This window comes from Nocardia sp. CC201C (genome assembly GCF_030010695.1).
In the GTDB taxonomy this organism is placed as follows: domain Bacteria; phylum Actinomycetota; class Actinomycetes; order Mycobacteriales; family Mycobacteriaceae; genus Nocardia; species Nocardia otitidiscaviarum.
Genome location: NZ_JASCXP010000045.1, coordinates 1 through 17,356 on the forward strand (window position 1 = coordinate 1; position 17,356 = coordinate 17,356).

The 17,356-nt window shown below is 59.4% G+C and carries 15 protein-coding genes and 1 pseudogene; 8 read left to right on the forward strand and 8 right to left on the reverse strand.

Annotated features, from left to right (window positions below; all coding sequences use genetic code 11):
* The first annotated feature begins 572 nt into the window (after positions 1 to 572).
* The gene (locus QK444_RS07625; protein ID WP_282778446.1) at positions 573 to 1,217 is read left to right on the forward strand and encodes a hypothetical protein; all 645 of its coding nucleotides are present in this window, start codon (positions 573 to 575) and stop codon (positions 1,215 to 1,217) included.
* An 88-nt stretch (positions 1,218 to 1,305) separates the two neighbouring features.
* A complete protein-coding gene (locus QK444_RS07630) occupies positions 1,306 to 2,370 on the forward strand; it encodes a site-specific DNA-methyltransferase (protein WP_282778448.1) in 1,065 nt (354 codons plus the stop codon).
* Between the two features lie 11 nt (positions 2,371 to 2,381).
* Here the strand turns inward: QK444_RS07630 and QK444_RS07635 are convergent, their stop codons facing one another.
* Positions 2,382 to 3,050, reverse strand: a complete 669-nt coding sequence (locus QK444_RS07635; RefSeq protein WP_349239510.1) for a hypothetical protein — start codon at positions 3,048 to 3,050, stop codon at positions 2,382 to 2,384.
* A gap of 1,114 nt (positions 3,051 to 4,164) precedes the next feature.
* Here QK444_RS07635 and QK444_RS07640 point away from each other — a divergent pair.
* Positions 4,165 to 5,265, forward strand: coding sequence for a DUF262 domain-containing protein (locus QK444_RS07640; RefSeq protein ID WP_282778450.1), 1,101 nt, complete (start codon positions 4,165 to 4,167; stop codon positions 5,263 to 5,265).
* Positions 5,266 to 5,280: 15 nt separating this feature from the next.
* Positions 5,281 to 5,934, forward strand: coding sequence for an MAE_28990/MAE_18760 family HEPN-like nuclease (locus tag QK444_RS07645; protein ID WP_282778452.1), 654 nt, complete (start codon positions 5,281 to 5,283; stop codon positions 5,932 to 5,934).
* A gap of 419 nt (positions 5,935 to 6,353) precedes the next feature.
* Here the strand turns inward: QK444_RS07645 and QK444_RS07650 are convergent, their stop codons facing one another.
* Both QK444_RS07650 and QK444_RS07655 read right to left on the reverse strand, forming a co-directional pair.
* Complete coding sequence (locus QK444_RS07650; protein WP_282778454.1) at positions 6,354 to 6,758, reverse strand: type II toxin-antitoxin system VapC family toxin; 405 nt, start codon at positions 6,756 to 6,758, stop codon at positions 6,354 to 6,356.
* On the reverse strand, positions 6,755 to 6,991 hold the full coding sequence (locus tag QK444_RS07655; protein WP_282778456.1) for a hypothetical protein: 237 nt from the start codon (positions 6,989 to 6,991) through the stop codon (positions 6,755 to 6,757). Before QK444_RS07655 ends, QK444_RS07650 begins: the two co-directional genes overlap by 4 nt.
* Before the next feature lie 62 nt (positions 6,992 to 7,053).
* On the opposite strand from QK444_RS07655, the gene QK444_RS07660 reads away from it, so the two are divergent.
* On the forward strand, positions 7,054 to 8,343 hold the full coding sequence (locus tag QK444_RS07660; protein WP_282778458.1) for a lipase family protein: 1,290 nt from the start codon (positions 7,054 to 7,056) through the stop codon (positions 8,341 to 8,343).
* A gap of 44 nt (positions 8,344 to 8,387) precedes the next feature.
* Here QK444_RS07660 and QK444_RS07665 read toward each other — a convergent pair whose 3' ends face one another.
* Positions 8,388 to 9,224 carry a GTP-binding protein gene (locus QK444_RS07665; RefSeq protein WP_282778460.1) on the reverse strand — a complete coding sequence of 279 codons (837 nt, stop codon included), beginning with the start codon at positions 9,222 to 9,224 and terminating at the stop codon, positions 8,388 to 8,390.
* A gap of 96 nt (positions 9,225 to 9,320) precedes the next feature.
* Between QK444_RS07665 and QK444_RS07670 the strand changes: the two genes are divergently transcribed.
* A complete protein-coding gene (locus QK444_RS07670) occupies positions 9,321 to 9,743 on the forward strand; it encodes an OB-fold domain-containing protein (protein ID WP_039811750.1) in 423 nt (140 codons plus the stop codon).
* Positions 9,736 to 10,935, forward strand: coding sequence for a lipid-transfer protein (locus QK444_RS07675; RefSeq protein WP_282778462.1), 1,200 nt, complete (start codon positions 9,736 to 9,738; stop codon positions 10,933 to 10,935). The genes QK444_RS07670 and QK444_RS07675 overlap by 8 nt, the downstream gene beginning before the upstream one ends.
* 263 nt (positions 10,936 to 11,198) lie before the next feature.
* Here the strand turns inward: QK444_RS07675 and QK444_RS07680 are convergent, their stop codons facing one another.
* Positions 11,199 to 12,878 carry an HNH endonuclease signature motif containing protein gene (locus QK444_RS07680; protein ID WP_282778464.1) on the reverse strand — a complete coding sequence of 560 codons (1,680 nt, stop codon included), beginning with the start codon at positions 12,876 to 12,878 and terminating at the stop codon, positions 11,199 to 11,201.
* A 938-nt stretch (positions 12,879 to 13,816) separates the two neighbouring features.
* Here QK444_RS07680 and QK444_RS07685 point away from each other — a divergent pair.
* Positions 13,817 to 14,283 (forward strand): annotated as a pseudogene (locus tag QK444_RS07685) (transposase family protein).
* On the opposite strand, the gene QK444_RS07690 reads toward QK444_RS07685, so the two are convergent.
* From QK444_RS07690 to QK444_RS07695, 3 genes are all read right to left on the reverse strand, one after another.
* A complete protein-coding gene (locus tag QK444_RS07690) occupies positions 14,250 to 14,627 on the reverse strand; it encodes a hypothetical protein (protein WP_282778466.1) in 378 nt (125 codons plus the stop codon). The pseudogene QK444_RS07685 and the gene QK444_RS07690 sit on opposite strands and share 34 nt — an antisense overlap.
* Positions 14,628 to 15,373: 746 nt before the next feature.
* Positions 15,374 to 15,730 (reverse strand): RHS repeat-associated core domain-containing protein, encoded by a 357-nt coding sequence (locus QK444_RS36450; RefSeq protein ID WP_349239511.1) that lies wholly within the window; start codon positions 15,728 to 15,730, stop codon positions 15,374 to 15,376.
* Positions 15,731 to 16,597: 867 nt separating this feature from the next.
* Positions 16,598 to 17,344, reverse strand: coding sequence for a hypothetical protein (locus QK444_RS07695; RefSeq protein ID WP_282778468.1), 747 nt, complete (start codon positions 17,342 to 17,344; stop codon positions 16,598 to 16,600).
* Positions 17,345 to 17,356 lie beyond the last annotated feature (12 nt).

Consider the following 17,356-nt stretch of genomic DNA (forward strand, 5'->3'; position numbering starts at 1 on the left):
GGGGGAGTAGGGGTTACGTGAGGTGTAAAACGTTGCGGTTGGGTGCGTGGTGGCGTCGGGTGATGAGGGGTGCGTCCGTGGCGGTCGATTAGGTGGTGGCGTCCGGAGCGTGGCGCGGGGCATGCCCGGTGCGAACGTGGCGGCATACACGGTCCAGGCGAGTGCGTCAGGTCGCGTCCCTGCTCGGGCAGGTGGCTGGGCCGATGCTGTGCCGCGGTCTGGTGGTGCTGGGCGCGCGCCGCATTGTGCGGGGCCGCCCCTCCAGCGATTCCAGGGACCGCGCCCGGCACGTCCGAATTTTCCCACTCGACAGCCCGGGGGTGAGGCCGCGAGCCGGGGAGTGGGGGAAATTCGGTCGTGCACGCCGTGGCGCGTTCCCTGGAATCTGGAGCCTCTGCGGCCCCTGGACAGGCAGTGAGGGCAGGCCGCGGGCCTGCCCCGATCCGAGTGCGGCGCGCGCCCAGGGAATCCACACTCGGTCGAGATCCCACCCTTTTGACACGTACGTGTCAACACCGTCGGGCCGCCGGTTGACACGTACGTGTCAAGACTCACGTAGAGGACCCGGAGACATGACCGATTCCGACACCATCACCGGCCTACTCGTTACCGCCCTGGAAAACACCTGGGCCGCCATCCGATCCCACCACCCCGACGTTCCCCAGGTCGTGCTGACCGTGGGAGCCGGGTCGACCAGCGGCAGCGAGCTCATCCTGGGACATTTCGCGCCCAACCGATGGGTGCGTGGTGAGTACGAACTCCATGAACTGTTCATCGGCGGCGAGGGACTTCAGCGGGGTGCTGTCGGGGTGCTCGGTACCCTGCTTCATGAGGCCGCTCACGGCATCGCGGTCACGCGAAGGATCAAGGACACCAGTCGGCAAGGCCGATGGCACAACGAGCGATTCCGCGCCCTCGGCGAGGAACTCGGTCTCTCCCTGGAGCATCATGACAAGATCGGATGGTCACTCACCGCTGTGCCTGACAACACCTATAAGTTGTATCGAGGAGAACTTGAGGAGCTCACATTCGCGTTGGTGGCTTACCGCCATCAGGAACCGGGACGACGTGGCGGACGTAAGTCCAACAACAACGGCCTAACTGCCGAATGCGGTTGCGGCCGGAGGATTCGAGTTTCTCGTACCGTTTATCGCGGAGGCACAATCATTTGCGGGGCTTGCAGTGAAGCTTTTATTGTGGAGGATACCAAAGCTTGACGGATTATCGGGAATGCTCACATATCCTATTTGAAATTTGACAAAAATAATCGGCATGTTGATTGTGCCGCGCCAACATCAGTGAGGTATGATGACGCAACAACGTGTCTGCAATCAATCAAAGGCGGAAATGTCCACTCATGAGATCACCCCTCCATCAGAAGGGGTAGGTGCTGAGGTACACGAAGGTGATGCTTTCGATCTTATGGGAAAGTTGCCTTCCGAGTCTGTGGACTTGATCATCACCTCACCACCCTACTGGGGTTTGCGCACTTACGGCTTGGACCATAATGAAGACATTCTTCAAGAATGGGAAGCAGGGGGTGGATCCAAAGAAGACATACCGCCGTACGACTGGTATCGATTGCATGGCGGCTGCCTCGGCCTTGAGCCGTTGCCAGAGTGGTATGTAAGCAATTTGGTTGAGATATTTCAGCGGGGAGCATCAGCACTAAAGCCTGGGGGTAGCCTCTGGGTTAATATTGGCGATACATACTTTGCACGTTGGTCCAGCATTAGATTCGACGGGCGACAAGGTCTAGGCGACAATCCCAGGATGCGACGGAAGACACCAATGGGGGGGTTCCGCCAGGAGAAACAGTTGCTGTTGATCCCTTCGCGGTTCGCAATTGCGATGCAGGATAAGCGCTGGATTCTTCGAAACGACTTGATCTGGGATAAGCGCAATGTTCCACCTCGCCCGGAAAAGGATCGCCTCAGGCTCGCACACGAACATTTCTTTCACTTCGTTAAACGCCCCAAGGAAGGGCGCGCGAAGTATTACTATGACATGTCAGCAGTGGAGCCCGGTGCGCGAGATGTGGTTACTGTCAATGTTAGGGCTGGCTCAGACGGACACTCGGCGACCTTCCCCGTTAGTCTGATTGAGCCGCGCATACTCAGCTCTTGCCCACCAAATGGGCTGGTGCTCGACCCATTTTGCGGAACAGGTCGATCACTGGCCGTGGCCGTGAAAAACGGCCGTCGCGCCATTGGTTTCGAGATCACATCCCATTTCTCTAGCTCTGCAGCCAAGAACATACGTCGACCGGAACTCTTGATCGATGAACAAGAGCCACTCGACGAGGATGGGCCGGAATATTCCGGGGAAATAGAAAGTGTGCAACTGATGCTGTCCGAAGATTCTATGTGATTGTGGGTGTACTACTCAGTCGAAGCGAATAGTTCTCCTTGAGCGCTGGAGGCGGCTTTTGCTCGCGCTCGTTCAATGAGATCTATTCGTGCTACGTCACCTTCCGCGAAGGCCATACCTTCCATATAGTTTGGCAAGCTCGTCCGAACAACCTCGGCGAGCTGCAGCGGAAGCTGCCCATCTGTATCTGCAACGCTAGGGTATTCGAAGCCAACGAAGGTTATGTCCCAGGACGAATCACCAACAGGCTCGAAAGGTACTCGGGCTCGAAGCTGTTTTAGAATACTATGTTGCATAACCACATAGAGTGGGACATTGATGGTCTTTAATATCTTCCCCTTGTCTTGAACTTGAGTACCTAGTCGTTTATAAATGTTTCCCGTGTTCACCCCATAGTCGACTTTATCATCCCGCTTCTTTGCAGCAGCTTCCACTGTAAAGTAGTTCCGCCAGTTTGCAACATCGTTATTCTCCCAAGCCCTCCATGCCGGACCGACGCCGCCGCCTCGAAGGTCGATAGCTTGGGTTTCGATCGCAATAATTCTAGCACCAGATTCTGCATGCATGTCGTCTACATATGCCATGTAGTCGATATTTCTCTTATGCTTACCCGGAATTGTGACTTCAGATACTAGATTTGCCTTTTCATCTCCAAAATAATCTGAGACAGCCCACTGCACAGGATCCCCATCTAGCCGATGGTCACACACGGCGTACGTTTGCTGCGCACCTGCATCCCATTTCGCGGAGTATGTTACAGAGCAATAGCCGTAATGATATTGTATGTCCTTCTCGCACTGCCTGTCGGAAAAGGGGCAATAGTGTCGCGCCCAAGCGTCTGCAGCTTTTGTGGAATTGCTGTCGTATCGAAACCCGTATGCTTCAACGATGGGAAATACTGTCCCCCGAAGTGATGATCGTCTGCTCATAGCCACGTTGATCACTCTACCCACTTTTGATCTTGCTGGGGGTTCCGGATCAAGGAAATGTGAAAATGGACCGATAGGTTCTCTTCGTATCAAGACAAGCGACCGGTTGGTATTCATCCTGTAAGAGCTACTCGACACAATTTTCGGCTGTACAGTACACCTGATCTTCAAGATCAGGTGGGACGGAGCGATCTACCTAGGGCTTCTGCGGTTTAACTCCCCCACTAACTGCATTTATGCAGGTCAGGACACTGTTTGATGGCAGGAACTTCTAATCCCTGGATCTGTGCAGCCCCTGGTTAGTTGCGTCGGCCAGTAAGAACGCGGCGCTCTGCTCCGTGGCCGACTTATATGACATGGGGCAGCGGGCACGCTGGCCTTTGTTCGCTACGCTGTAGCCAGCGTCGCCAAGTTGGGTTACTTCCGGCTTGCTGGGCATGTCGTGTAGGTCGGCTGCGGCTAGGCGCGCCAGGCTCGTGTGTGAACCAAGTTGGCGGCGCGGCCGGCGGCCGGGCACGTGGTGTGACGGCGTGCCGCCGTCGAGGGCGAGCGATGTCCGCGGAAGAACCGGTGCGGCCTCCGGCCGCATGCCTCTGGGCGGAACTGCCTGCATTGTGATTGCGCGCCCCTCCAACCTCAAGGGCGCTTCGCGTCGGCTTTGCCGATGGGCCTTCGGCCACCCTTGACCTTGGAGTCTCTACGTGCGACGAGCAGGCTCTTAGGGGCAGGCCGGTGGCCTGCCCTGGGAAGGTGGCGCAGGCAGTCCACCCAGGGGCAGGGCGTGGCGCGGCTAGCGGCTAACGGTGCGGTGAGGCCCGTATCCGAGTTCATGAGGTTACGGGCGAGCGCTGGCTAGAATCGACACATGTCGCTTGAAGCTGAGCTCCAAACTTATAGACGTCAAATTGCAACCGATGCTTATCCTATGTCTATAGGAGAGCTCAGCAACCTCTACAGAGATGGTGAGATAGATATTCACCCCGAGTTTCAGCGTATTTTCCGCTGGACTGAGTTGCAAAAGACTCGGCTTATTGAGAGCATCCTGCTAGGCATTCCTCTCCCCAGTATCTTTGTGGCGCAGAACGAAAAAGGTATTTGGGATGTTGTTGACGGCGTGCAAAGGTTGTCCACGATCTTCGAATTTATGGGCCTGCTAAAAGGCGAAGATGGAGAGTTGAAAGAGCCGTTCGTTTGCGGAGAGGCCCCCTTCTTGAAAGCGATCAAAGGAATGACGTACGAGTCTCAAGAAGGCTCGACCCTATCTCTGGACTCTGCGCAACGTCTAGATTTTAAGCGAGCCCGGATAGATGTGAAGATTATAAAGAGAGAGAGTGATAGGCGCACTAAGTACGATCTCTTTCAAAGGTTGAATTCCTTCGGGTCGGTTGCTACAGAGCAAGAGCTGAGAAACTGTCTGCTTGTGAGTTTGAGTAAGACTCATTTCGAGTGGCTGATCGAGCTTTCGGATTACGCCACTTTTAAGGAAGTTGTCGAGCTTCCCGAACGGCTTATCAAAGAAAAGTACCAAATGGAGTTGGCATTACGTTTCGTCATGCTGCGCAATATTGACGAGCAGAAGTTGCCGCAAATTGGCAACATAGGTGAATACTTGACTGCTTCCGTAATGAATTTCACTGACCTTGATTCTGCTGGCCGCGAGCATGAGCGCAAGATATTCCATGATACCTTCGATCGCTTGAATGCAGCAGGGGGGCCAGCGATTCTTCGGCGATGGGATGTATTGGCGAAGAAGCCGGTAGGTCCGTTCTCTCTCACCGCTTTCGAGTGTCTGGCTCTCGGTATCGGCTACCATGACGCGGCTGAACGAATTACGCCGGGAGCGATCGAAATGAAGCGAGATGAGCTGTGGGGGTCACCTGATTTTCAGGCGGGTTTCTCTACCGGGCGGCGTGCAGATGAAAGGATGAGAAAGACCATTCCTTTCGGCAGGCGTCTCTTTGCGTAAATGAGAGGCAGCACGATGGATTCAGAGTCTTTTTCCAATTCCGTGTATGGTTCGCTGGCTAGACGCAAGAAGGAATTATCTGATATTCGACTTAAGGTCCGCGAAGCCGAACGTGAACCTAGTTATGTTTCGTGGATCTCTCGGGCTGCTATCGTTCTTGCTTATGCCCACTGGGAGGGGTTCGTGAAAGAGTCTAGTGGAAAATATCTTAAACTTGTGTCAGATCAGAGAATACCTGTCAGCGACCTGCATATTTCTCTACAAGCCGCCTGCTTGAGCTCACATTTCAAGCGTGTCCAAGGTAGTGGAAAGGTCAAATATCTTGCTTCTATTCTGAATGATATGGACAATCGGAGATGTGAGGTTTTCCGGGTTGAACCAGAAAAAGTAATCGACACTGAAAGTAACCTATCTTCTACGGTCTTCAAAGACTTGATCTCTGGATTGGGATTGGAAAGCAGAGATCTTTACGACACTCGTCAAGCTTTTATCGATGAGAAGCTTCTACGCTGTAGAAATATGGTTGCACATGGTGAACTTGTGTCGTACTCGACGGTGGAGGCGGACGAACGCATTGACGGTGTTCTTGTGTTGCTTGATGCGTATGCTGACCACCTTATCGAAGCAGCGCGTGATGAGAAATTTCTCTTGATCAGTAGGTCAACCTAATCTTAAGGCAGGCATTCTGGCGGGGCGCGCCATGGAACGCCATGCGGTTGCCACCGCCAGAGTTGGTTGCCTGGTGAGCCAGTCACTCCGGACCGACCGTTCGATCTCTCAGGGCAGGTCCCTAGGGACCCGAGGCGGTTGCGGATGCCTTGAGCCTTGCTGTGGGGCAGGAACCGTCCGAAGTGGGGCAGAGCGTGGGGCAGACAACTGTCTAGCCGTGGGATCCTGTACTAATTCGTGTCCATAGCAGATTTGGCTATAGCTCCCTGTAGTGCGTCTTTGGTAGGTGGTGAATCGCCAGGTCTCTGTGGTGGGTTGACTGATGTGCATTATCTGGTTTTACACACCAGCGGTCGGGGGTTCGAACCCCTCTGCGCCCACTCCGTCGGACCCAGCCGGCTCCATGCGGGGGCGTCCGGTCAGAGCAGGACGACCCGGACATTGGGTGTCGCTCGTTCGGCTGCCTTGGCGAGACGGGCGTCGAAGGTGACGAGCGGGGCCTCGTGCACGGCCGCGACGGCCAGGTAGGCGGCGTCGTATACGGAAACGTTGTGGCGCATAGCCCACACCGCTTGCAGTAGTGCGAGATCGGTTCCGACGTATTCGATTTGCATCGCGGTGAGGGCTCCGAAGGCTGCGTCGACGTCTTTGGTGCTCAGACGATCACCGAGTACTGCCTTGCGCACGGTACGCAGCACCTCCAGGGGCATGTGGGCGGGCGCGATCCAGCCGTCGTCGGCGAGCATCGCCGCGCGCGCGGCGTCGCCCTGCGCCGAGGGGCTGGACAGTGCCACGACCATGACATTTGCGTCGATGACGATCACTCGTCATCCTCGCGTCCGTTCCTGATCTCCTCGACCACCTCGTCGGCGCTCATGGCCAGACTCCGGCGGCCGACCAGGCTTTCGAGGAGATGCTTGTTGCGCTCGGCGCGGAACTCTCGTTCCAGCAGTGCGCGCAGATAGACCTGGGTCGACTGGCCCCGGGCCGCTGCTCGAGCGGCGATCGCGTCTCGCACTTCCTCGGGTACGTCCTTGATCTGAATAGCAACGGCCATAGTCCGAGTCTACATGCGCATGTCATGTGCATGTAGGAGATGTCGAATCTGTCGGCAGAACTGTGCAGGCGTGCCGTGGCGGACACGAGGCATGTCGCGTCAGGTGTGGTCTTGTAGGCCCATTACACTCCGGGCGCATGAAACGGTGTGGTCGCTATGGGATTGCTGTCGTGCTTGCCGTCGCTGGACTGTTCACCGCGCCGGCGAGCAGTGCCGATCCGGGGCGGCCGCCGGTGCCGGCGCAGGATCCCTTCTATGCACAGCCGGAGTCCTTCGAGGGACTGTCGATGGGGCAGGTTGTGGACAGTCGTCCCGTCAGCGTCGGTGTGATCCCGACCAGCGCCCAATTCAGTTCGTGGCAGGTGAAATACGTCAGCCAGGACACCAAGGGCAAGCCTTGGACGACGATGGCGACGATCATCCGGCCCACCGGTGGGTCCGGTCCCGCGAAGCTGCTCGCTTTCCTGCCGTGGATCGACGTGCTCGACACTGCGTGCAATCCGTCCTATCAGTTGCGGACCGATTACTCGTATGTGGCGTCTTCCGGAATGATCGGGGAGATGACGAATCTGAGCGCGGCTCTGGAGCGTGGCTGGACCGTCGTCGTTCCCGACTACCTGGGACCGGAAAACCATTTCGCCGCAGGGTATGTCGAGGGCCGCAACACCTTGGACGGTATTCGCGCTGCCCTGAGCTTCGCTCCCGCGGGGCTCGCCGGTGACACGCCGGTCGGCGTGTTCGGCTATTCCGGTGGCTCACGTGGCGCGGAGTTCGCCGCCGAACTGGCCGAGGGATATGCGCCCGAACTCGACATCGTCGGCACGGCGGCCGGTGGCCTGCCTACCGATATGGCTGCCACCAGCGCTTTCATCAACGGTGGGCCGTTCGCCGGTATCAACTATCAGGCGGCGTTCGGTCTGGCCCGCGCCTACCCCGAACTGAACATAGCCGCGTTCTTCGCCGATCCGAATTTCGAACGGACCCTTGCGTCCATGTGCCAGGTTCAGACCCTGGCCTCGTATCCGTTCACCTGGATGCAGGACCGGACGGTGGACCGCGCCTGGCCGCTGGGCGAGCCAAAGGTCACGGCGGTGCTCGAAACCCTGAAAGCCGGTCGCTACGGCACACCCAACGCCCCCTTGTACCTGTTCATGGCCGAACAGGACCAGATCGCCATCACCGCCAACACCGATGCCCTGATCGCCGACTACTGCGCCCGCGGCGTACCCGTCAGCTACATCAAATACCCTGGCACCGAACATGTCAGCGCCGAGACCGTCGGTTCCGGCGCCGCATTGGATTGGCTCGCCGACCGCCTCGACGGCATCCCGGCGACCACCACCTGTTCGTGATTCGGTCGGCTGCCTTCGGCTGGTCGATGATCGCTGACAGATCCTCAGTAATCGAGCACATGTGCGGGCTGGCAGACATCCATGGGTGATGGAAGGTAGCGGACCAGGGCGTCCAGGAGCGGGGCGACATCATCGATACGTCGCGGTGCCACACTGCACAGAATCGGGACGACGTCACCGATGCGAGTGCGGTACCGGATCAGGTGGTGCACTCTTTCGGTCGAGACCGTTCGGGGGTTCGGGAGGGCGGGCCGGCCGAGCACCGTAGCCAGGAGTCTGTGACGCCTCTGCTCGGCTAGTACCGCCTGGACTCCGTGAGGCTCGCGGTCTGCCGCTTCGTATGTCACCATCGCCACCAGGTCGATGGCACCCGCGAACTCGGTATCGATACCGATCGGCATCTGCAGCGGCAATGGCGCTGCGCCGCGTGAGTCGGCGACCGCTCGCACGCAGCGATCGAAATCGGCGCCTGGCTGATCGAGTCCGGTGACCAGGCACAATCGTGCGATCTGATGGTCGTCGGCGACCCGCAGCATCGTTTCGAGCCGTGCTGGTCGGTTCGAAGCAGCATTCACGACAGCCACAACGCCATCCGCCAGACGGATCGCCCGTTCCATATCGGGGATGGGTGTGTGGCTCGATAGCTCCGCGAGGCGGATCGTGTGGTCGACCCCGTCGGCCGTCCAGCGGAACGCGACCGGGGTCGCCGCGCCGACCTTGTCGAGGTGGCGGGACAGCCGGTGGACCACCCGCGCTGTCTCGTCGGGATGCCCCATCACCGTTACATTGCGAATCGCCTGCGGGTCAATAGCTTTGGTGCCCATCGCGGTGCGGTACTCCAGATCGACGCGCGGATGCCCAGCATCCCAATCCGGCCCCACCGTACTCCCGCCCCCGCCCCGCTGGGCGGGATTTCCGCGACAAAGTAGAACGTGTTCCTATACGGTCGGTCTGTGCAGAAAGAACAACGCCCCGCCGTGGCAGACTGGTTCACTGCGGAGGACGGTGCGGTACGTCTGAAGGGGAGCCGCTGCGAGGTGTGCGGCACGCCGTACTTCCCTCGGAACACCCTCGCCTGCCGCAATCCGCGGTGTTCGGCTCCGAAGGACGGCTCCGAGCTGGTCGAGTACCTGTTCTCCACGCGTGGCCGGATCTGGTCCTATGCCGATGCGCGATACAAACCGCCCGCGCCGTACGTCTCGCCGGACCCATTCGAGCCGTACGTCGTCGCGGCCGTGGAGCTCGAGGTCGAGCAGATGGTGATACTCGGGCAGGTCGTGCGCGGGTTCACGGTGGACGACCTGGCTGTCGGCATGCCGGTCGAGCTGGCGCTCGGCACCTTGTACGAGGACGACGAGGCGGAGCGCACGGTGTGGATGTGGAGGCCGGTCAATGACTGATACGAATCGCGATATCGCCGTCCTCGGTGCGGGCATGCACCAGTGGGGCAAGTGGGGGCGGAACTTCGTCGAGTACGGACTGGTCGCGGCGCGCGCCGCGCTGGCCGATGCCGGGGTGGACCACAGCGAGGTCGGCTATATCGCCGGGGCGGACACCATCCGGAACGGCTATCCCGGCTTCGTCTCGGGCGCGACGTTCGCCCAGGCGCTGGGTTGGTCGGGTGCGCGGATCTCGAGCAGCTACGCCGCCTGCGCCTCCGGCGCCCAGGCGATCGCCAATGCTCGTGCCCAGATCCTGGCGGGACTGTGCGATGTGGCGCTGGTGGTCGGCGCGGATGCCACCCCGAAGGGCTTCTTCCAGCCGGTCGGCGGCGAGCGCCGCGACGATCCGGACTGGTTGCGGTTCCACCTGCTCGGTGCCACCAATCCGATCTATTTCGCGCTCTATGCTCGACGCCGGATGGCGATCCACGGTGCCACGCTTGACGATTTCGCCGCGGTCAAGGTGAAGAATGCCAAGCATGGGCTGAACAACCCGTATGCCCGCTACCGCAAAGAGGTGTCGGCCGAGGAGGTCGCTGCCTCGGCCGTGGTGTCGGATCCGCTGCGACTGCTCGATATCTGCGCGACCAGTGACGGTGGGGCCGCGCTGGTGTTGACGTCGATGGAGTACGCGCGTCGCCACGGTATCGCGGATCCGGTCCGCATCCGGGCGCTGTCGACGGTGACGCCGACATTCCCGAAAACCGTTCTCGATCTGCCGGATTTCGCGACGGATTCGGCTGTCGCGGTAGAGCCACCGCCGCGCGCGTTTCGTTCCGCCATTGCGGATGCGGCGTACGAGGAAGCTGGGATCGGGCCTGCGGACCTTTCTTTCGCGGAGGTTTACGACCTGTCCACCGCGCTGGAGCTGGACTGGTACGAGGATATCGGGCTCTGTGGGGTGGGCGGTGCGGAGGAGCTGTTGCGCAGCGGTGCAACGACATTGGGTGGGCGTGTCCCCGTCAACCCCAGCGGTGGACTTGCCTGTTTCGGCGAAGCGATTCCCGCGCAGGCGATCGCGCAAATCTGCGAGCTCACCTGGCAGTTGCGCGGGCAGGCCGATGGTCGTCAGGTAGACGGTGCCAGGGCCGGTATCGCGGTGAATCAAGGGCTGTTCGGACACGGATCGGCGATCATCGCTACGCGGTGAGGGTGAAACCCTCGGCGCCTGTCAGCGAAAACCCGGGCAGTGCCCGGGTTTTCGGGTGACCGTACCGGTCTCCATTCCTACTGGTCGTCAATCCGAAATGCGGACCACCCGGCCGATGGAACCGCATCGCTCGACTACCTCCTCGAGCGGCCGGGCATCACCATCGTGAGCGATATGGACGACAAGCAGTTCGTCGTTGGCCGTGGAAATCCCCGGTCTGCCACCGCTCCACCGCCCATGACTGCGGTCGTTCGCGAGCGGGTTCAGAACGGTGGGCGGTCTGCATCCCGATCGGAGCCGCTGACGCTGCACAAGGTGCCTCCGACAGTGACGGTGTGGTGGATATCGCGGTGAGTGCGCAGGTGTCGTCGCCCTGGCGGGATGTAGACGTGGAGTAGTTCGGTGAGTGCGTTGATCGCCGGTCCCGGGTCGAGTAGCGGTGGATCGGGTTGTGGATCAACGGGTTCCAGTAGGGTGGCGGCCACCGGCGCATGCGGGAACAGGAATTTCGCGCCTTCGGGCCTGGTGGTGATCGTGTCGCCGGTGGGGGTGCGCCATTCGATGCGCCGATGCGGATGGTGGGTGACCGTCCAGCCGTTCATGCCGTGGTCGGCGAGGGTTTTCAGGCGGTGGTGGCGGCGGCAGCGGCAGCCGAGGTTGTGCACGGTGGTGGGTCCGCCGGTGGTGGGGGAGTGGTGGTCGAAGGGCTGTTGGTGGTCGAGGTCGGTGGCCGCGGCCGGGACTGGGCAGCCGGGAGCCCGGCAGGTTCCATCGAGGGCCCGCACACGCGCGGCGACGGTGGCGCTGGGCCGGTATCGCCATTCTGGTGGGTTCGTCGGTGGTACCGGGGCAGTGGTGATGTGCGCGTGTGTGTTTCGGGTGACCTCGATCGTGGAAGAACGATGGTCGCCGTCGGTGTCGATCACGGCTGATGCACGATTGGCGTCGGTGGTCTCCGGGGTCGGCGATTCCGCTGTGGTGAGGTCGGCGGTGCCACTCGTGTGGGATGCGGCGGAGCCGTGACGCATCTCGTCGCTGGTTTCGGTGATCACATGGAAGCGGGCGTGGCGGGCGATCTGCCGCGCCAGGTCGGCGTCGATCGCCCCGAACCCGGCCAGCAATCCGGGATTGTCCTGCACTCCCGCCAGGGTCGCCGCGCTGACACCGACCTGCACCAACGCCCGCCGCGCAGCCGGGACCGACACGGTCGGGTCCCGGCGGGCACAGTCGGGCAGTCCGCAGCCGCAGGTCAGTTGCCCGCTCCCGTCGGCCAACGCCACCAAGGCATCAGCACGCCGCTGGTTCATCGTGCGCGGATCGGCGGCACAGCACTGACTGACAGCCATCTCCCGCAACCGTTCGAACAACGTCCACCCCCCGGCGGCGGGCAGCACGGCATCGACCAGCGCCGTGCCGTCGTCGGCCGCCCGCACGGCGACGTACCGTTCGCGTTCGGCCTCACGCCGCCGCCGCGCCTGCCCGGCGGGGTCGAGTTCGAGCAGCTTCTTGCGGATGGTGCGCCGCAACCGCGCGGGATCACACCTTTCGGCACGAGCGACGACCGTTTCTTCCAACTCCGCGACGGTGTCGTCGGGTGTGTTGACCAGGGTGTCGTGGATCGCGCGTACCCGCGCCAGATCGATGCGTCCCTGCGCGAACGCGACCCGGGTCGCGGGCAACCGCCCCAATCCCATCCCGAGCGCGATCAGCCCGTCCGCGCTGCGCTGCGAGACCCGCACCGCCACACCGATTTCCGTGGCCGCCGACTCCCCGGCATACCGTGCCGCGACCCCGGCCTCGAACTGCTGGGCGCGCCGCAGCCGATACAGCCGTGTCATCAACGCCACCTCCTCGGCCTGGGCGGCGGCGATCTGAGCGTGTACCGCCCGCAGTCGCGCGACCAGCTCGTAGCTGGTGACCTCGACCGCGACGGTTTCGCTCATGTGTTCGAATCTACCGGCTGTGACCGCGACACGAAACCCCAGCTAGAGCGACATGCCGAAAAATTGAGGCCATGCGCGGTAGCAGCGCATATGGCCGGAACCTCTCGGTGGCAACCGTGCCTCCGAGTGATGGGCGTTGCATCGGTATCGAGCACGGTTGGAAGATAGATCCTAAGGTGTCATGGCCGCGTGAGGGCGTCCTTCAATCCGGCTGCGTTGCACGCAGCGCCTAGCGCTCCTGTCCCCATGGCGTTCACATTTATCAGTATGCGGTGGATATTCTCGACCGAGGCATGCGTCGAGTTGTATCTCTCGATCGCCTCTAAGCTGGCGCGAAATATTTCGCTGATTCGGGCAATCGCCTTTTCATTCCCTTCATTCCAGCTGAGAATTGGGCCGTGCAAAGGGGTGGAAACGATTAGGTCTGGACTGCCGTCGCCGCGGCTATTCTCCAAAACTTGCCCTCGGTGTTGATGTGGATTCCCTCCGTACCTATCGTGTGCGAGAAAAGCTGGAACAATCTGTGCATCGCACCCGAAACCGATTTCCGGGAGGGTGCCTACTCGAAATTCAGTGTTCTTGGTCCCGGTGAATGCTTGACGCCATGGAATCAGTGTATCGGGCGATGGTCCAGCGAGTACGAAATGCATCATGTTCTCCATGTGTTCCATAGGGCAATACTCGTAGTCTTCCGAGTTTTGGTAGCATATCGCTCGGTAGCGCTCTGACATCGCCGACGCCGGGGTGGGAAATATGCACCGCAGCTTCCTCTGGGATGAGGCCTTTGTCGATAGTTGTTCGCACAATAGTGGGTCGTTATCATCCCGGCTGAAGATGCTGTGCCCCAGTGGGATCGATGCAGCGTGTCGATGCCGGAATGGGTGAATCTCCTGGTAGATCAGCTGTCGACCAAAACTGCTGAGTACTGAGGGATTCAAGTGTTGTTCTACCGTTTCACGCTGCCGTTGTCACGTCAGCCCCTCCGGTTCGTCGCCGGACTGATCGGCGGGCACCGCCGCGCGATCGGCTCGGCCTGGCGCAAGCTCGACCCGAGGTCGGCAAGCCCTGCTCATACTGGCCCACCTGCGCAAAGCTGAAACCTACGCCGATCTCGGTGCTGGGTGCGACATCTCGACGACCGCGGCTTGGCGCTACGCCGGCGAGACCGTGGAGCTACAAGAGATATTGCGGTATCGACGGCCTGATAACTCCGTACAAGGAGCACGACGAACCCGAGTCGCAGAAGCAGGCCAACCGAGCCCACGCGCGGCTGCGTGCCCCCGGTGAACGTGCCAACGCTCAGCTCCGCAGGGCGGATCGGATCAAATTTATCTATTTGCCTCGAAATTGTCGAGGATGCAGGTCGTTTCGTTACATACTGTACGGGAATATTGCGACCGCGTGAGGGGCTATTTGGATTCGCTGCCCCTTTTGAACTTCCGAGAGAGATTCAGAGTCGATCAGAACAACTCCAGGATCGAGGTCGAGAGCTATTGCGCCGTCGGTATACACTGTGGAAACCAGACCGCATAGTGTGGGCTGGTTGTGGGCGGTTCCGGCACCGCTGAGCTCGGCCCCGGCATCAATATTTCTCCATGTATCGATTTCTTCGACTTCTAGCTCAACCTGACAGATAGAGCCTTTAGGCACCGCCGTTTTGCCTCTCCAGGTGGCCACCCACTCCTTGTTGCGAAATCTAACGGTGACTTTCTCGTCGGGTTGAGCATCTTCGAGAAGTGTAATCTCCACTACCGGGATCCTATGGGTGGCGTTTGGGCATTCAGTCTTCTAGGGGATTTGGGCAACGCGCACCTCTCCGGCGAAGGTGCTCTCAAGCAGTCGGTTGGCAACTGGGGAATAGATCCAAAATTCCGGACTCGTCTCAGTGGCATCGCGGAGACACGAATCGAGAACTCGGTATTCGATCTCTGGTGTCGGCAGTGTAAGACTGCTCCAAAAGATCATTAAGGACAACTTCGTCGGCATAAAGCTGTGTATGGCGGCGCTTATCTCTTCATGGTCGGGCTCAAGGGTCGCGAGAACGAGTGATGGCGGAGTGCTTTCCCAATTTATGGTGCCGTCGGATTTACGTGAAAAGCGGCGGATACTTTTCTGCTCGTACTTGAGATGATTGCTAAGATCGAGGAGTTGCACCCCTTCTCGACCGGACCAAACAGTGTGGCCATCTTTGCGAACGAGACGGACCAAGGTTCGGAAGAAGCTCGGGCCTTGACCCGTATACGTTTTCGATTGTCATACGTTTCACCTCATTAGCCTTGCGGTCTCCGCCTCCGAGCCGAGCCAAGGGACCACCCATTTTCGAGCAGAATCCCCCCTTTCCTATCTCGACATTGAAGTGGGGCCCTTTATGGGGTCAAAATCGATCCTGATCCTTTTGAGGATGCCGTCTACTCGCGTGGTGAATCCCATGATTTTACCGTAAGTGGTGGCAGCGGTTTCCAGGCGCCCGACATAAGGTTCTCGGGTGGCTGGATCTACGTCACCGAGCAATTCTGATGCCTTGCTTCGGGCTTGCTCGAATGAATCGAAGGCTTCAGAGTAACCTCTTTGCATGGAGTGAGTCCTAGCGGGTCCGTCCCACGCCAAGGGTTATGTGGGTATGTGCTGGGATTATCTGCTTGCCAAAGGCCGAGTGGGTCTGAAGTTAAGTAACGGCCTACGCTGGGGTCGTATGTGCGGAATGCATTATAATGTAGGTTTTCGATATCGTGTATCTGGCCTGGGAAGCGGAGAAGCATGCTTCTTCCGTTCCGGCTTGTTCGGCCCCATATGTCGAATACAGCAGCAATTGTGTGGGTGTCCCGACAATATCCGTAACTACTGCGATAAATTCACGATCTGTCCCCGTTCGTTCGACCGCCTGGGTGAGCGGATGATAGGCACAGGAATAATGATTGCACCGTGTGATTACATCATCGGTTATATTCTCGGTGAGGACTGTTCCATCCCACAATAGCTGATGTATTCGAGGACGCTGCTGTCGGTTGCGAGGCGTTGCTTCGTCGCCCTCCGTCCAAGGGCGTCATAAGTGTAATGCCACCACTGGTTCTCCGGAGTCCACACATCGGTGAGTTGGTCGAAAGCGTCGTAGCGGAAGTGCCAGACTGCTGCTTTGCGCGACAAACGCACGGTGGATTTGCGGATAACGCGGACCGCTGCGTCGTAGTGGTGCCGATCGCGGCCGTCCCGGATGAGGAGGCTGTTGTGGTATCACGTCGGGTGCTGCCGGCGGTTGATTGGGCGGGGGTGGCGCCGGGTGAGTCGGGCGTGGGAGAGGTTGGCGCGCTAGGTTTGTAGCTCTCGGTGATGTTGCTGAGAGCGTCGTTGTACTGCTCGGCCAGCGTGCCGTTGCGGGTAAGGCTTTGGACTCGGCCAGTAGCCGCTTCAGGCGGACATTCTGTTCCCACAGTTCCTTGGCTGCGGCGGTATCCATCCCACCGTAGAGCGGCGTCCGTTTTACAGCGTCGCTGCCGACCCTCCAGTTCGGCAGCGGATCTACGCACCGGCGTCTCCCTGCACGGCCAAATCATCAGCACGCCGCAGCTTCTCCCACGATGTCCCTTGCGGAATGCCGCTTGCGTCCAGCGATATCCCGCATCGTCCGTTCCAGCGCTGATCAGAGCCAACAGGATGGTAATGCCAAGCGGTCCCATTCATTGGGACCGGTCATGGCTAACGGCTCGACGGCGAACCGTGCCTCACGCTTTCGGTGCATCGTCCTCTTGGTTGTGGAGCACTCTCTGCCAAGTCTTTTCAATTTCTATATTGCTGTTTAGTGCTATGCAATTTTGGTCGACCATCGAGAATATTAGCCTCAGGCTGTCGGAGGGAATTCCGCATTGATCGTGGAGTAGGCGCATAACGTGCATCTTTTGTATTGGTACCACACCGGAGGACCGAATGTGTGAAATGGTTTCCTGAAATGACCCACCAGCAGCTATGAAGTCGCATAGATCCTTGTGATCGACAGTCTCGGACTGGGGTATCGAGTCGGTTTTTTGATTGAGAGTTAGGCTTATCACCCAGAAATCGTACTCCTCTTCGGATATCGAGCACAGCGTATTCTCGTCGAGTGAGATCGCATCGAATTCTGCGGATCCAGTTACTTCTGCAATCCGTGAGGGAAGATGCTCTTGGATGCTGTCACGTACGTGTAGGAGTTGCTGTTGAGAGCTGCCTGGTCCAGGAAGTCGCAGCAAGATTTCGCCATCACCCGAGTAGAGGCCTATGTCGTGAGCTTCGCTAATCCAAAGTCGATCCAATTCATCGAGAGCATCGGCTGACGCAATGGGGACCGTGAATTTGGGCTTTGCGTCGTAGTGGGCAACGGCACTAATGATCTGCTGGGAAGAAATGTGGTGCAACTGAGCGGGGGACACGACTTCGAGGCCGACCGACGACAAGGCGCTGAGAAGACTGCTGTCTAGCTCATCCGTATTGCTCATACTATCCCTTTG

Excerpts from the sequence above, each read along its gene's own strand:
- QK444_RS07625 (WP_282778446.1), top strand. The coding sequence starts at position 573 with ATGACCGATTCCGACACCATCACCGGCCTACTCGTTACCGCCCTGGAA.
- QK444_RS07630 (WP_282778448.1), top strand. The coding sequence starts at position 1,306 with ATGATGACGCAACAACGTGTCTGCAATCAATCAAAGGCGGAAATGTCC.
- QK444_RS07640 (WP_282778450.1), top strand. The coding sequence starts at position 4,165 with ATGTCGCTTGAAGCTGAGCTCCAAACTTATAGACGTCAAATTGCAACC.
- QK444_RS07645 (WP_282778452.1), top strand. The coding sequence starts at position 5,281 with ATGGATTCAGAGTCTTTTTCCAATTCCGTGTATGGTTCGCTGGCTAGA.
- QK444_RS07655 (WP_282778456.1), bottom strand. The coding sequence starts at position 6,991 with ATGGCCGTTGCTATTCAGATCAAGGACGTACCCGAGGAAGTGCGAGAC.
- QK444_RS07675 (WP_282778462.1), top strand. The coding sequence starts at position 9,736 with ATGACTGATACGAATCGCGATATCGCCGTCCTCGGTGCGGGCATGCAC.
- QK444_RS07680 (WP_282778464.1), bottom strand. The coding sequence starts at position 12,878 with ATGAGCGAAACCGTCGCGGTCGAGGTCACCAGCTACGAGCTGGTCGCG.
- QK444_RS07695 (WP_282778468.1), bottom strand. The coding sequence starts at position 17,344 with ATGAGCAATACGGATGAGCTAGACAGCAGTCTTCTCAGCGCCTTGTCG.